Raw genomic sequence first — 14,432 nt, forward strand, 5'->3', positions numbered from 1 at the left:
CCTTAAAATTTAAATTTTATCCAGTATTTCTTTAATTTTTTTATAGGATAATAAGATTCTTTAGATTGTCTAAGACCTAAATTGCCACAATCTTCTTGTCTATTTATAAATGTAGTTTTTGAAAAATCTTTTAATAAGAATTCTCTATTTAAAAAGGAATAAACCCCATTATAATCATTATTAGCCTTTTCTATATGAATTATTCCAGTATTATTTAAAATATCGCCTATAGAGAATCCAACGATACTACTATTATCATAAATGGCAATTGATTTTAAATCAAGATGATTCATATTATGAAAACATTCTAAAATAGCTTTTCTTTCTAAATCAAAGTTTGTGAAAGAATAATTTCTATTTTTATTCCAAATATCTAAAAGTTTTAAGCAATCATCTTTGATTTTATCAGAATAAATTTCTTTGATTTTGCAATTATATAATTTTTTAAAAGTGTTATAATGATTTCTTTTTTTATGATATTTAGAACCTTTTAATTCTATTAAATCATTTGTTTTATAAATATATTCAAAATCATTTATATCCTCAAAAATTTCTATTTTATTTTTAAATTCAAATTGTAGATAATTCTTAAAATTTTCTTCTACATCGCCAAATAAAAAATTAAAGTTATCTTCTTTTAATGATAAATTTTTTAATTTTTTTATAATAGAATTTATAGAACTTTTAGTGTATCCTAAAGGTTGCATAAAGTACTTACCTTTATCTTCTTGCCTTAAAATTATTAAAGCACCGTCTATTATAGAATATTTTATATTAAATGAATTTCTCCACATGAAAAGGGAAGAAAATAAATATTCATACGATAAAGAAGTTCTTTTATTAAAATAGCTAGATAAAAGATTTTTATCCTCTATTGTTATATCTTTAAAACCCTTCAAAGGTTTCACTTCCTTAAAACAAAATTTTTTGTTTATAAATGTTTGTTATATTATAATTTTATAGTATTATAATATATGAATTATAATATATTATATATTTTGAAGTATAAAAATGACAAAATATATATCAATGTTTAAAAATTATTATTTTATTACTTATGGATTGAAATGGAGTTTAAATTATGGAAAATAATGATGAAATATTTTTAAGTATAGTAATCCCTATGTATAATAGTGAAAAGTATATAAAGTCTTGTTTAGAGTCTTTAAAAAAACAAAGTGTTAAAAACTTTGAGGTTATTATAATAGATGACGATTCAAATGATAATTCATGTAAAATATCTAAAGAGTATTTAGATAAAGAAACACTAAAGGGAAAGGTCATTAAGTCGTCACATAAAGGACAAAGTTTTTGTAGAAATATAGGAATTAGTGAGGCTAAGGGAAAATATATTTTATTTTTAGATTCTGATGATTACATAGAGAATAATTTAGTAGAAATTATTGAAGGCATCTCTAAAGAAGATAATTATGATATGATAATTTTTGATCATAAAAGGATAAGGAAAGATAACACTCCTATTGTTATGAGAAAACAAAATTTTGATTTTAATAAAGATATTAGAGATGGTATAGATGTTTTTCATTGTTATAGGAATAATAATTTAAGACTTTGGACAGGCTCTATAGTTTACAATAGAAATTATCTTTTAAATAATAATTTAGAGTATTTAGTAGGTTGTTATGGAGCAGAAGATTTAAATTTTATATTTAAGTGTTTATATAAAGCGCAAAAAGTAAAATGTATAGAAAATCAGTTATCAGTTTATCATCAAAGAGAAAATTCTTTAACTAATAATGGAGATATGAAGAAAAATATGACTGTTGTAGATGCAATGGAAAATCTTTGTGAGTTTATAGAAAAGAATTCATTAAGTGATTTTTTAGAATGTATAATAAAAAATGAATTTATTCCTGAACACATAATGTATCAATTATATGGATGTGCTAAAAATACCAATAGACAAGAACTTATTAGGTTCTTAAAAGATAGTAAAATTAAAGGTTATTTTAAGAGCTGTAAATCTACAACACCTCGTTATAGCAAAAAGATTTATTATAAAATTAAGCTAGCAGAGTATGCTCCGCAAATATTTATTAAATATTGTTTAAAAAAATAAAAAAATATGTTGACAAAATGCGTTTATAGGAGTAATATAATAAACGTAGTCAACAAGGCCTGTTGGTCAAGCGGTTAAGACGCCACCCTCTCACGGTGGAATCAGGAGTTCGATTCTCCTACGGGTCACCATTTTGTTATGTATCTTTAGCTCAGCTGGATAGAGCAACGCCCTTCTAAGGCGTGGGCCTGGGGTTCGAATCCCTAAAGGTACACCAAAAGCAATGAATTTTCATTGCTTTTTTTTTGTTTTAAAATATTGTTAATGAAAGGAGAAGTAATTTTGAATATTAGAGATTTAATAGAATACATACTAAATTCAAGTTCCTCTTTAAATTTAGAAAAAGGAAAAAGAATATTTAATAAAAATGTCATAAAAGATGTTAAAGGAAAGAAGATTGAAAATATTTATCATATATATGCAACTATCAAAGATAATGAAAAATTATATAATACACATATAAAATTTAATATAAATGAAAGAAAAATTTTAGAAAATAGGTGTAGTTGTGAAGAATTTAAGGAAAATTATAAGTATAAGAAAAATTTTTTATGCGAACATTTAGTCGCAACAACTTATAAATTTCGTGAATTAGCAGAAAAAAAGATTAAAACTTCTCCGACTAAAAGTGCAGAAAAAAGTTTATTATATAAAAGCACAAATCTTAATAATTTACTTGAAAAAGCTCTTTTGAAAAAAGAGAAGCTATCTTTAGAAGTTTATATAAATGAAATAGAAAATTTAAAATCAAATTATTATCAAGTTGAGTTTAAAATAAAAGGTAGAAGTGTATACCCAATAAACAATATAAAAGAATTTGTAGAACATATTTTAAAGTTTAAAAAATTAAAAATAAATAGCAATTTAATATATAATTTTGAGATTCATAAATTTTCAAATAATGATTACAATATTATTTATTTTCTTAAAGAGTTTATAGATTTAGACGAAAAAGTAAATGGAATACTAAGTAGAGAGTTTAAATTATTTAATGGAAAATATATAAATTTATTGCCTTCAATGCTTTATAGATTTTTAGAAATTTTAAATGAAAAGAATATAACTTTTACAAAAAATCTTATTACATATAAAAGTAAAATTATGAAAAAAAGTTTGCCTTTGAGTTTTACAATTAAGGAAAAAGATAATTTATTATTAGTAACTAGTAAAAAAATTCTTCCCTTACCTCTTAATGAGGATTTCAATGTATTTTTGTACGATAGAAATATTTATCTTTTAAATATAAAAGAGCAGACTATATATAAAGAATTTTATACGATATTAAAAGATAATGGTGTAATACTTTTTGAAAAAGATTTAAAAATATATCAATCTCTCATAAAGTTGTTAAAAGAAATATCAAACGATATAAATTTAGGAGAGAGTTTATATAAAGCGTTAGGAGATATGTTAAAAACTAAATTTTCTATAAAAAAAGATTTGGATAATTTGTATTGCTATGTAACCCTTTGTTATGGGCAAGAAACGTTTGATTTTTTTGAACGTAATAATTGCTTAAGAAATAAAGAAAAGGAGCGAAAAATTGTTATAGCTTTAGAGAAATTAAAGTTTATAAGAAAAGATGATAAGTTTTTATTTATAGGCAATGAGCATGATTTATATTACTTTTTGAAAGAAGGAGCGCATTTATTGAGTGAATTTGGAGTAATAGAATTTTTGAATGATTTTGATAAATTAAAGCTTTATAATTCTAAGGATATTAAAGGAAGTTTGTCATTAAAAAATAATGGAATTTTATTCAAGTATGATTTTCCATTTTTAGATAGTGTTGAATTTGAAAACTTATTTAAGTCTTACAAAAACAATGAATCTTTTTATAAGACTAGAAATAACACTTTTATAGACTTAACAGATAAAAATATTAAAGATTTTTTAAATATGTCTATAATACTTGATATAAATAATGACAATACAGGACAAATATATATAAGTAAAGATAAAAGTATGTATTTATTTAATAAATTAAAAGGACTTGATATAGATATAGATGGGAAAGATATATTAAACAAGCTGTATGACGAGTTTGAATCTATAAAAAGAGATAATATAGAGGGTCCTAAAGGGTTAAATGCTAATCTTAGACCTTATCAACTTTTTGGGGTTAAATGGCTTAAAAATATAGCTAAGTTAGGTTTTGGAGGAATTTTAGCAGATGATATGGGGCTTGGAAAAACTATTCAAATAATAACTTTTTTATTATTAGAAAAAGAATGCAAAAGAAAATCGCTTATAGTTGTACCAACTTCTTTGATATATAATTGGATTGATGAATTAAAAAACTTTGCTCCAAGTTTAAAAGTAAAAGTAGCTTATGGAGATATAAAAGGGCGAGAAAAAGTACTAAGTAGCCATGAAGATTATGATGTATTATTAACAACTTATGGAACATTAAAAATAGATTATGAGTTTTATAAAAAAGAATATTTTGATTATTTCATTATAGACGAGGCACAAGCTATAAAAAATCCAAATGCTCAAATAACTCAATGTGTAAAAAAAATAAATAGTAAGGTTAGATTTGCGTTGACTGGAACTCCAATTGAAAATACATTAATAGATTTATGGTCAATTTTCGATTTTTTAATGCCTGGTTATTTAAATGCAAAAGAAGAGTTTGATAAAAAATTTAAAGAAGAACAAAGTTTAAGAGAACTAAAAAATTTAATAAGTCCTTTTATATTGAGACGTGAAAAAGAGAATGTTTTAGATGATCTTCCAGATAAATTAGAAAAGAGAATTATGATAAATATGGGAAGTGAACAGAAATTTTATTATAACTCTTTTGTTAAAACAATTAAAGAGGCTATAAAAAATAATAAGGGAAATTTATTTAGTCATTTAACTAAATTAAGGCTTCTTTGTTTAGATCCAAGCCTTGTTATAAATGATTATAATGGGGGAAGTTCAAAAATAGATATTTTAATTCAAATTGTTCAAAATAATATAAAGGCACACAAAAAGATTCTGATATTTTCACAGTTTACAAAAGCTTTAGATTTAATAAAAATTCATTTGCAAAATTTAGATATAAAGTATAATTATATAGATGGCAAAATATCATCAAAAGAAAGACTAAAAAGGGTTAAGGAGTTTAATGAAGGAGAAAATACTAAAGTTTTTTTAATATCTTTAAAAGCAGGAGGGACTGGGTTAAATTTAACATCTGCAAATTTAGTAATTCATTTTGATCCTTGGTGGAATCCATCAGTTGAAAATCAAGCAACAGATAGAGCTTATAGAATTGGACAAGAAAAGGATGTAGAGGTTTTAAAGCTTATTTGTAAAGAATCTATTGAAGAAAAGATAATAAATCTTCAAGACAATAAAAATAGTATTATAGATAGTATTTTAGATGAAAGCATAATGAAGAAAAATTTAAATAATTTAACTAAAAAAGATATATTAAATCTTTTAAATTAATAAAATACGGGATGAAATTTTCCATCCCGTATTTTATTATATAAACTTATTTACTTTCTAAGTATTCATCATAGCTACATTCTTTATCAAATTTAACTCCTTCAGGTGTTAATTCAATAACTCTGTTTGCTATTGTTTGAACAAATTGATGGTCGTGGCAAGCAAATAATATAATGCTCTTAAAGTCTATAAGACCATTGTTTACAGCTGTAATTGATTCTAAATCTAAATGGTTTGTAGGTTGGTCTAGCATAAGAACATTAGCTGAGCTAAGCATCATTCTAGATAACATACATCTAACCTTTTCTCCTCCAGATAAAACAGATGCTTTCTTTAAGGCTTCATCTCCTGAGAATAACATTCTTCCAAGAAATCCTCTTAAATAACTTTCAGACTGAGTTTCAGGTTTTTTGTCAGCAAATTGTCTTAGCCAATCTACTAATGAATATTCGCATCCTTCAAAGAACTCTGTGTTATCCTTAGGGAAGTATGCTTGTGATGTAGTTATTCCCCATTTGTAACTTCCAGAATCAGGTTCCAATTCTCCATTTAATATTTTAAATAAAGTAGTTATTGATATTTCATCACCAACAAAAGCAATTTTATTATCTCTATTTACTCTAAATGTTATATTATCTAAAACTTTAACGCCATCTATAGTTTTAGATAAGTCATTAACTTCTAATATATCATTTCCAACCTCTCTTTCAGGTTTAAATCCAACGAATGGATATCTTCTGCTAGATGGTTGAATATCATCTAAAGTGATTTTATCTAAAAGCTTTTTACGAGAAGTAGCTTGTTTAGATTTAGAAGCATTAGCTGAGAATCTAGCGATAAAGTTTTGAAGTTCTTTAATTTTTTCTTCCTTTTTCTTATTTTGGTCTTTAGCCATTTGAAGAGCTAATTGACTTGATTCATACCAGAAATCATAGTTACCAACATAAAGTTTGATTTTACCAAAGTCAACATCGCAAATATGGGTACATACCATATTTAAGAAATGTCTATCATGTGATACAACTATAACTGTTCCTTCAAAGGTAGATAAGAAGTTTTCAAGCCAAGTAATAGCTTTAACATCTAAGTGGTTTGTAGGCTCATCTAGGATTAGAACTCCAGGTTTTCCAAATAAAGCTTGAGCTAATAAAACTTTAACCTTTTCATCACCTTTAAGTTCTCCAACTGTTTTGTATTGAAGATCAGTTCCAATTCCAAGACCTTGAAGAAGTGATGCAGCTTCAGCTTCAGCTTCCCAACCATTAAGGTCTGCAAATTCACCCTCAAGTTCAGCAGCCTTTACCCCATCTTCTTCAGTAAAGTCGGCTTTAGCATAAAGGGCATCTTTTTCTTCCATGATTTGAAATAATCTTGGGTTACCCATTATAACTGTTTTTAAAACTTCACAATCGTCATAAGCAAAATGGTCTTGTTTAAGTACTGACATTCTTGTGTCTGGAGCTAAAGAAACATCACCTGTGTTTGGTTCAACATCTCCTGATAATATTTTTAAAAATGTAGATTTACCAGCACCATTTGCACCAATAACTCCATAGCAGTTTCCAGGAGTAAATTTTAAGTTAACATCTTCAAATAGTTTTCTAGAACCATATCTTAAACTTACGTTATTTACTGTTATCATGTATATATCAATTCCTTTCAGAGATTATATTGCAAACTTAATATAAAAAAATATAAAAAATATGTATTTTTTATATATACTTTTACTAATGAATTATAACAGATAGCTTATATTAAAGCAAATAATACATATTATAAATTAAATTTTTAGTTATATCCCAGTATTTACATTAATTCAAAATAAATGTAAAATTATTCATATAAAAATTATAATAAAAAGGGGGGCTTTTGTGAGAAGAAAGTTAGGAGGCTTTTTCACTTTATTTTTACTTGGTATTTTTTGTATTATTGGAATTTCTTTTGAAACAGTTTTTGCTTTAGATACTGGAATGACTATAAGTACAATGGATATAAATATAGATGTTAGTGAAGATAGAGTTTTTACTGTAGTTGAAAAGATTAATGTTGATTTCTTAGAAGATAGGCATGGTATTTTTAGAAATATTCCTTTAAATAAAGCAGTATTGTCTGTTAATTCTGTTACAGATGAAAATGGTAAGAAATATGATTACACTATTGAAAATGAGGGAGAGGACAAAATAATAAAAATAGGTGATGCAGATAAAGTTGTAAATGGAAGCACTACTTATGTTATAAGTTATACTATAGCTTATAAGGGGAGTTTGGACGAGCTATCTTATAATATTGTAGGTCCTGAATGGGACACAACTATAGATAAGGTTAATTTTTCAATAAATATGCCAAAAGCTTTTAATAAAGATGATGTAAAACTTTTTAGTGGAGAAAATGGGGGAAGGTCTAATAAGTTAGTTTCTTTTAGTGTGGATAATAATACAATAAAGGGGGAAACAACTAATAGACTTATGCCTAAAGAGGGAATTACAGTTTTGTTATCCTTAGAAAGTGGATATTTCACATCACCTAAGATTTTTAATAAATTTACTCTAATAGCAATTATAATAGGCACTTTAGCTATGATTTTAGCTATTAAATCATCTATATTTTATAGAAGAAAAAAGAAATTTGCCAAAGAAAATAGTGTAAAAGTAATAGCTTTTTATCCACCAAAATCATTTAATCCTATTGATTTAGCTTATATAGCTTATCCAAATAAAAATTTAACTACAGAAGAACTTACAAGTATTATATTCTATTATGCAAATAAGGGATTTATAGAAATTCATAATATTAATGGGGAGTTTGAACTAAAAAGAGTGAAAGAAGTTAAAAAAGAAGATTTTCAAAATAGATATGAGTATGATTTTTTTATAAACCTATTTAATCTTAGTAAAAATGATGATGGCATTGTTAAAGCTAGTGATTTTAAACAAGGAAATATGAGTTTTATGCAGTCTTTTATTAAGCTTAGTAGAACGGAAAATATGTTTAAGGGAAGTTATATTGAAAATTTATCTACTAATTTTAACTTATTTATATATATATTCTCTATTCCTTTAGGAATTCTATCTTTGGTGTTTTATGGCTATAGTGTCTCTTATAATATAGAGTTTTCAATAATATATTCAGTTGTAATAAGTGCCATAAGTTTTCTTATTATATTTCCAGTATCATTACTTCTTAAAAAGATAAATTATATAGTAAATATTCTACTAACCTTAGGAATAGTAGGATTTCTAATATATACATCTTTTAGTTTAGGAGTTGTTAGTGAAAATTTAATTGGCTCTATACCTTTAATAACTGTTTATATAGCAGTTGCATTCTCATTTGTTGTATCAGAGGAGATTCCATGTATTTATATTCATACAGTAGAGGGTGCAAAAGTTTATGGAGAAACAGAAGGATATAAAGAGTTTATAAAAACGGCTAAAATACAAGAACTTGAAATGCTAATTAAAGAAAATCCAAATTATTATTATGACGTATTGCCTTATGCCATATGTTTAAAAATTACAAAGGTTTTTCAAGATAAATTTAAGGGATTAAAATATGAAAATCCAACTTGGTACTATGGAAGTTATCCAGAAGATATATTTATATATAATGATTTTTCGAAGCATTATATAAATAAGATATCAAACGAATATAAAGATTATGTAAGGAAGCAACAACAAGAAAGGTCACGTAACTTCTCAGGTGGTGGAGGAGGAAGCGTAGGTGGAGGAAGTGTTGGAGGCGGTGGCGGTGGCTCTTGGTAGGGTTACAGCAATTTTCTTAAAACATCTAAAACTTACAAATTATATATAAGAAAATTTATAATGATTTTATACAAACAATTAAATTAGGGGGGATTTTTATGGCTGCAATAATTATAGTTATAGCAATAGTTGTTATTATAATAGGATATGGGATTTCAATTTATAACTCTATAGCAAAATCTGAAATAAAGGTAGATGAAGGGTATTCAACAATAGATGTATATCTAAAAAAGAGATATGATTTAATTCCTAATTTAGTTTCTACTGTAAAGGGATATGCAAAACATGAAAGTGAAACACTTACAAAGGTCATTGAAGCTAGAAACTTAGCTATAAATAGCAAGGATATAGGAGAAATTGCAAATGCAAACAGTATAATTTCAAAAGCATTACCATCAATATTTGCATTAGCTGAAAATTATCCAAATCTAAAAGCAAATGATAACTTTATTAGTCTTCAAGGAGAATTAGCTAATATAGAGGGGGAGCTATCTAATGCTAGAAGGTATTATAATGGTTGTGTTAGAGAATTTAATACAAAGATAATAACATTTCCTAATATTTTAATTGCAAATATCTTTGGAAAGACAAAAAAGGAATTTTTTGAGGCTGATAAAGGCGAAAGAGAAAATATAAAGATAGAGTTTTAAAAGTCAATATATCTAAAAATAAAAATAGAAATCTGTTTTAGAGGAGTATTGATTTTAGAAAAGTTTAATAAGTAATTAAAATAAACACACTTTAAAAATTTCAAAGTGTGTTTTCTCATTATTTGTTAATACACAATAAATTAGTTCTTTAATGAGTGAAGAGGAGCAGGTATTCTTCCGCCTCTATTTACAAAGTCTATACAATCTCCAGGAGATGTTCTCATAATAGGAGCACTTCCTAAAAGACCTCCAAATTCAACCATATCTCCAACGTCTTTTCCTGGAACAGGTATTATTCTAACAGCAGTTGTTTTATTGTTTATCATACCAATTGCAGCTTCATCAGCTATTATTCCAGAGATTGTTGAAGCAGGGGTTTTTCCAGGGATTGCAATCATATCAAGTCCAACTGAACATACACAAGTCATAGCCTCTAGCTTTTCTAAAGTCAAGAACCCATTTTTTGTTTGTTGTATCATACATTCATCTTCAGAAACAGGAATAAATGCACCACTTAATCCACCAACATAAGATGAAGCCATAAGACCACCTTTTTTTACAGCATCGTTTAAAAGAGCAAGTGCAGCTGTTGTTCCATGAGTTCCACAGTGAGAAAGTCCAATTTCCTCTAAAACTCTACCAACAGAGTCGCCAACAGCAGGAGTTGGTGCAAGTGATAAATCAACTATACCAAAAGGTATATCAAGTCTTTTTGATGCTTCTTTAGCAACTAATTGACCCATTCTTGTAACTTTAAATGAAGTTTTCTTTATGGTTTCTGCAACTTGTTCAAAGCTTTGACCCTTTACAGATTCTAAAGCCCTTTTAACAACTCCAGGTCCACTAACTCCCACATTTATAACTTTTTCAGCTTCTCCAACACCATGGAATGCACCTGCCATAAATGGATTATCTTCAACTGCATTGCAAAATACAACAAGCTTTGCGCATCCAAATCCTTCAGGAGTTATAGAAGCGGTAGTCTTTATAGTTTCTCCTAGCATCTTTACAGCGTCCATATTTATTCCATATCTAGTGGAACCGATATTCACAGATGAGCAAACTATATCAGTAGTAGCTAATGCTTCAGGAAGAGATTTTATTAATGTTAAATCACTATTTGTAAATCCCTTATGTACAAGAGCTGAAAAACCTCCAATAAAATCTACACCAACTGTTTTAGCGGCTTTATCTAAAGCTTTTGCAATTTCAACATAAGAAGATGCATTAGTTGACGCTGCTACAAGGGATATAGGAGTTACAGATATTCTTTTATTTATTATTGGAATACCATAAGTTTTTTCTATATCTTCACCGGTTTTAACAAGGTTTTCAGCAGTTTTAGTTATTTTGTCATATATATTACTGCTTAAGGTTTTTATGTCAGAATTTGCGCAATCTAAAAGTGATAAACCTAAAGTTATAGTTCTAACATCTAAATTTTGATCTTTTATCATGCTGATAGTTTCTAATGCTTCATTTTGTGTTATCATTTTTTTATTTCTCCTTAAAAATTATAATCTATGCATTGCGTTAAAAATGTCTTCATGTTGTATTCTAATATCTAAAGCTGTTTTTTTAGCTAATTCATCAAGACTTTCTTTAACAATAGATAAATCTGAATTTTCATCAGTAAATTCAACTACCATCATCATTGTAAAGCAGCCATTTAATATTGTTTGAGAAATATCTAATATATTTATATTTTTTTCAAGTAATATTTTGGAAACATCATGTATTATACCGACTCTATCTTTCCCTATTACAGTTATTATTGCTTTCATAAAATATAGCCTCCTTAAAAATTTATACTTAATAGTTTTAGTTTGTCTGAATGAATAAGATTATACCATAAAATTTTAAAAAAATTAATATATTTATACAAATATTACGAATAATAATAAATAATATCAAACTAATATATGTATTTTTATGAAATACACATGTCTATTATAGGCTTGAGATGATTAAAAGTAAAGTGAAGACAAATTTAAATAAACTTGATATAATAAACGAGTAATTTTACGAGGTAGGTGATAGTAAATGAGTGGCATAGCAGGAGAAGGGTGCGAAATATTAGTACCATTTAATGAAAGAAAGCCATTATTAGATATAGAAAGAAGTTTAGTTAAGACTTATAGAAAAAAGATATGGTCTAAATTTGTAAAGGCTGTTAAGAACTACAACTTAGTTGAAGAGGGTGACAAAATAGGGGTTGCAATATCTGGAGGAAAAGATTCTTTAGTTATGGCAAAACTTTTTCAAGAGCTTAAAAAACATGGTCAAGTAAATTTTGAATTAGAATTTATAGCTATGGATCCTGGATATCATCCACATATAAAGGAGCTTTTAATAGATAATTGCAATTATTTAGATATACCAATACATCTTTATGAATCAGGAATATTTGAAGTTGTAGATAAGATAGCTAAAGATTATCCATGTTATATGTGTGCAAGAATGAGAAGAGGATCTTTATATGCAAAGGCTAGAGAACTTGGTTGCAATAAGTTAGCATTAGGACATCACTTTAATGATGTAATAGAAACTACAATGCTAAACATTTTATATGCTGGAAATTTCAAAACAATGCTTCCAAAACTTAAATCAAATAATTTTAAAGATATGGAACTTATAAGACCTCTTTATTATGTAGAAGAAAGATATATAAAAAGATGGATTCAAAATTCTGGAATATGGCCGTTAAACTGTGCTTGTATGGTGGCTGCTAAAAAGATAGGAAATAAGCGTTTTGAAATAAAGGATTTTATTGAAAATTTCAAAGAAAATTTCAAAGATGTTGATAAATCAATATTTAGAGCAGCAGAAAATGTAGCAATAGATTCAATAATTGGTTTTGATATTGATGGAAAACATTATTCTTATTTGGATTTTTATGAAGAAGAATCACTTTTACAATCTGTAGGAAAGTTAAAACAAGATGGGTTGAATAAAGATGAAATAATGGCTGAAAGGAAAAATATTGCAAGAAATCTTTTTGACGTTTTAGATGATGAAGTGATAGCTAGTAAAACTGGACTTACTTTAAAAGAAGTTAAAGACTTAAAAAATGAATAAAAATATTAGCTGTATCAAATATTTGATACAGCTAATATTTTTATAAAACATTTGTTTTGAATTCCTCAATTCCTATTCTATCTATAAAAAATCCAAGTTTTTCACCTGGCTGAGCGCTTGCTTTATAAAATTCAACAATTTTATCTACAAGAGCTAATGCTTGAGCCTCTGTTAGATTTTCAGCTATTATATCTGCAAGTCTTTGATTATATCCACCAGAACCACCAACAGAAACTATAAATCCAGTCTTATCTGCAACAACTCCAATATCTTTGCAATAAACACTTCCACAAGCGTCCTTACAACCAGCTACCCCTATCTTTGTTCTGCATGGCATATCCATTCTTTGATATTTGTTATATAGTTTCATGCCAGTTCCTATTGTATTAAATTTTGATCTTTTACAAAATCCAGCTGGACACATTTCAACATTTTTAATAGAATTTTGATTTATTACAGCAGGTTTCATACCAAGTTCTTCCCAAATTTTAGGTATATCTTCCATGTTTAAGTTGGTTATTAAGATTCTTTGTCCTGATGTTATTTTTAATGCACCGTTATATTTTTTAGTTACTTCTCCTATTTTTACTAATTGTTCAGGAGTTACAAAACCTCCTGGAATATCAGGAGTTATAGCAAAAGTTCTTTTTCCATTTTTTATTTTTTGTAAATTAGCCATTATTTTTTACTACTTTTTATTTAAAAGTAGCTACCTCACTTTCTCATAAATATATATTTTTTCAATATTTCAATTTGATTTTAGTGTTATTTATTCATTATAATATAAAATTTTTATTAAAAATTATTAATCATTTATATTTTAGCACGTATAGATGCTTTTTATTATTTCTGTTTTAATGATATAATATTGCATAATATATAAACAAGCACAAATGTTACGTAATTTTAGATTATGGAGGAGTTTTATGCAAGTTTTAGTCTACTTAAAAGGAAAAAAGGAACCTGTTATATATAGTGGAGACAGAATAGATATTTTGGATTTTTCTATGAATGGAGTTGATTATAAGCAAATAAGATATTTTAGAAAAGGTTTTTCAAAATCAGTACTTGTCGAAAAAAAAATAATTAGTAAAATAAAGGAAAATAATTAAATAGAATAAGAATTAAATTATTTTCGCATAATATCATTAAACTAAATAAAATTTAATATGTTCTACTATAAGAAAGAGAGAAGAATTATGGCGAAAAAAGATCAACAATCATCATGGAATTCAAAAAGATTTAAGACATCTAAAAAAATATAGTAAAAGAAGTTCCTGAAACTAAAAAATAAATACATTTTTATACCCTATGTAATAAATTTTTACATAGGGTATTTTTAATAGACGAATAAATAGAAAATTTTATTAACAGGTAGTTTGTGCCTTTGGTAATTTTTTTGTATAATTATTTTAATAAAAT

At 26.3% G+C, this 14,432-nt stretch carries 10 protein-coding genes, 2 tRNA genes and 1 pseudogene; 8 read left to right on the plus strand and 5 right to left on the minus strand.

Annotated features, from left to right (window positions below):
• Positions 1 to 2: 2 nt before the first annotated feature.
• The gene (locus DR020_RS10675) at positions 3 to 899 is read right to left on the minus strand and encodes a DUF2156 domain-containing protein (protein ID WP_112365934.1); all 897 of its coding nucleotides are present in this window, start codon (positions 897 to 899) and stop codon (positions 3 to 5) included.
• Positions 900 to 1,081: 182 nt separating this feature from the next.
• On the opposite strand from DR020_RS10675, the gene DR020_RS10680 reads away from it, so the two are divergent.
• The 4 genes from DR020_RS10680 (at position 1,082) to DR020_RS10695 (ending at position 5,521) form a co-directional block, all read left to right on the plus strand.
• Positions 1,082 to 2,080: a glycosyltransferase family 2 protein gene (locus DR020_RS10680; RefSeq protein WP_055257570.1), complete on the plus strand. Its 999-nt coding sequence runs from the start codon at positions 1,082 to 1,084 to the stop codon at positions 2,078 to 2,080.
• A gap of 56 nt (positions 2,081 to 2,136) precedes the next feature.
• Positions 2,137 to 2,211 (plus strand) — tRNA-Glu (locus DR020_RS10685).
• 9 nt (positions 2,212 to 2,220) lie between these two features.
• Positions 2,221 to 2,297 (plus strand) — tRNA-Arg (locus DR020_RS10690).
• Positions 2,298 to 2,362: 65 nt separating this feature from the next.
• Positions 2,363 to 5,521: an SNF2-related protein gene (locus tag DR020_RS10695; RefSeq protein WP_160110472.1), complete on the plus strand. Its 3,159-nt coding sequence runs from the start codon at positions 2,363 to 2,365 to the stop codon at positions 5,519 to 5,521.
• Between the two features lie 46 nt (positions 5,522 to 5,567).
• On the opposite strand, the gene DR020_RS10700 is transcribed toward DR020_RS10695, so the two are convergent.
• The gene (locus DR020_RS10700) at positions 5,568 to 7,163 is read right to left on the minus strand and encodes an ABC-F family ATP-binding cassette domain-containing protein (RefSeq protein ID WP_055257568.1); all 1,596 of its coding nucleotides are present in this window, start codon (positions 7,161 to 7,163) and stop codon (positions 5,568 to 5,570) included.
• 229 nt (positions 7,164 to 7,392) lie between these two features.
• Between DR020_RS10700 and DR020_RS10705 the strand changes: the two genes are divergently transcribed.
• Both DR020_RS10705 and DR020_RS10710 read left to right on the plus strand, forming a co-directional pair.
• Positions 7,393 to 9,282, plus strand: coding sequence for a DUF2207 domain-containing protein (locus DR020_RS10705; protein WP_112365936.1), 1,890 nt, complete (start codon positions 7,393 to 7,395; stop codon positions 9,280 to 9,282).
• 98 nt (positions 9,283 to 9,380) lie between these two features.
• Positions 9,381 to 9,932, plus strand: coding sequence for a LemA family protein (locus DR020_RS10710; protein ID WP_112365937.1), 552 nt, complete (start codon positions 9,381 to 9,383; stop codon positions 9,930 to 9,932).
• Between the two features lie 140 nt (positions 9,933 to 10,072).
• Here the strand turns inward: DR020_RS10710 and DR020_RS10715 are convergent, their stop codons facing one another.
• Together DR020_RS10715 and DR020_RS10720 are read right to left on the minus strand one after the other, a co-directional pair.
• Entirely contained in the window at positions 10,073 to 11,425 is a 1,353-nt protein-coding gene (locus DR020_RS10715) for a PFL family protein (protein ID WP_055257562.1), read from the minus strand.
• Between the two features lie 21 nt (positions 11,426 to 11,446).
• Positions 11,447 to 11,716: an ACT domain-containing protein gene (locus DR020_RS10720; protein WP_055257560.1), complete on the minus strand. Its 270-nt coding sequence runs from the start codon at positions 11,714 to 11,716 to the stop codon at positions 11,447 to 11,449.
• 259 nt (positions 11,717 to 11,975) lie between these two features.
• Here DR020_RS10720 and DR020_RS10725 point away from each other — a divergent pair.
• Positions 11,976 to 12,839 (plus strand): annotated as a pseudogene (locus DR020_RS10725) (tRNA 2-thiocytidine biosynthesis TtcA family protein); the annotation flags it as partial.
• Between the two features lie 211 nt (positions 12,840 to 13,050).
• Here DR020_RS10725 and DR020_RS10730 read toward each other — a convergent pair.
• Positions 13,051 to 13,689 carry a nitrite/sulfite reductase domain-containing protein gene (locus DR020_RS10730; RefSeq protein WP_058991650.1) on the minus strand — a complete coding sequence of 213 codons (639 nt, stop codon included), beginning with the start codon at positions 13,687 to 13,689 and terminating at the stop codon, positions 13,051 to 13,053.
• A gap of 247 nt (positions 13,690 to 13,936) precedes the next feature.
• Here DR020_RS10730 and DR020_RS10735 point away from each other — a divergent pair, with 247 nt between their 5' ends.
• Complete coding sequence (locus DR020_RS10735; RefSeq protein ID WP_112365938.1) at positions 13,937 to 14,122, plus strand: hypothetical protein; 186 nt, start codon at positions 13,937 to 13,939, stop codon at positions 14,120 to 14,122.
• The last annotated feature ends 310 nt before the right edge of the window (positions 14,123 to 14,432 follow it).

The sequence above is a fragment of the Sarcina ventriculi genome, assembly GCF_900456775.1.
Classification (GTDB): Bacteria; Bacillota; Clostridia; order Clostridiales; family Clostridiaceae; genus Sarcina; species Sarcina ventriculi.

Excerpts from the sequence above, each read along its gene's own strand:
- DR020_RS10680 (WP_055257570.1), top strand. The coding sequence starts at position 1,082 with ATGGAAAATAATGATGAAATATTTTTAAGTATAGTAATCCCTATGTAT.
- DR020_RS10700 (WP_055257568.1), bottom strand. The coding sequence starts at position 7,163 with ATGATAACAGTAAATAACGTAAGTTTAAGATATGGTTCTAGAAAACTA.
- DR020_RS10710 (WP_112365937.1), top strand. The coding sequence starts at position 9,381 with ATGGCTGCAATAATTATAGTTATAGCAATAGTTGTTATTATAATAGGA.
- DR020_RS10715 (WP_055257562.1), bottom strand. The coding sequence starts at position 11,425 with ATGATAACACAAAATGAAGCATTAGAAACTATCAGCATGATAAAAGAT.
- DR020_RS10720 (WP_055257560.1), bottom strand. The coding sequence starts at position 11,716 with ATGAAAGCAATAATAACTGTAATAGGGAAAGATAGAGTCGGTATAATA.
- DR020_RS10730 (WP_058991650.1), bottom strand. The coding sequence starts at position 13,689 with ATGGCTAATTTACAAAAAATAAAAAATGGAAAAAGAACTTTTGCTATA.
- DR020_RS10735 (WP_112365938.1), top strand. The coding sequence starts at position 13,937 with ATGCAAGTTTTAGTCTACTTAAAAGGAAAAAAGGAACCTGTTATATAT.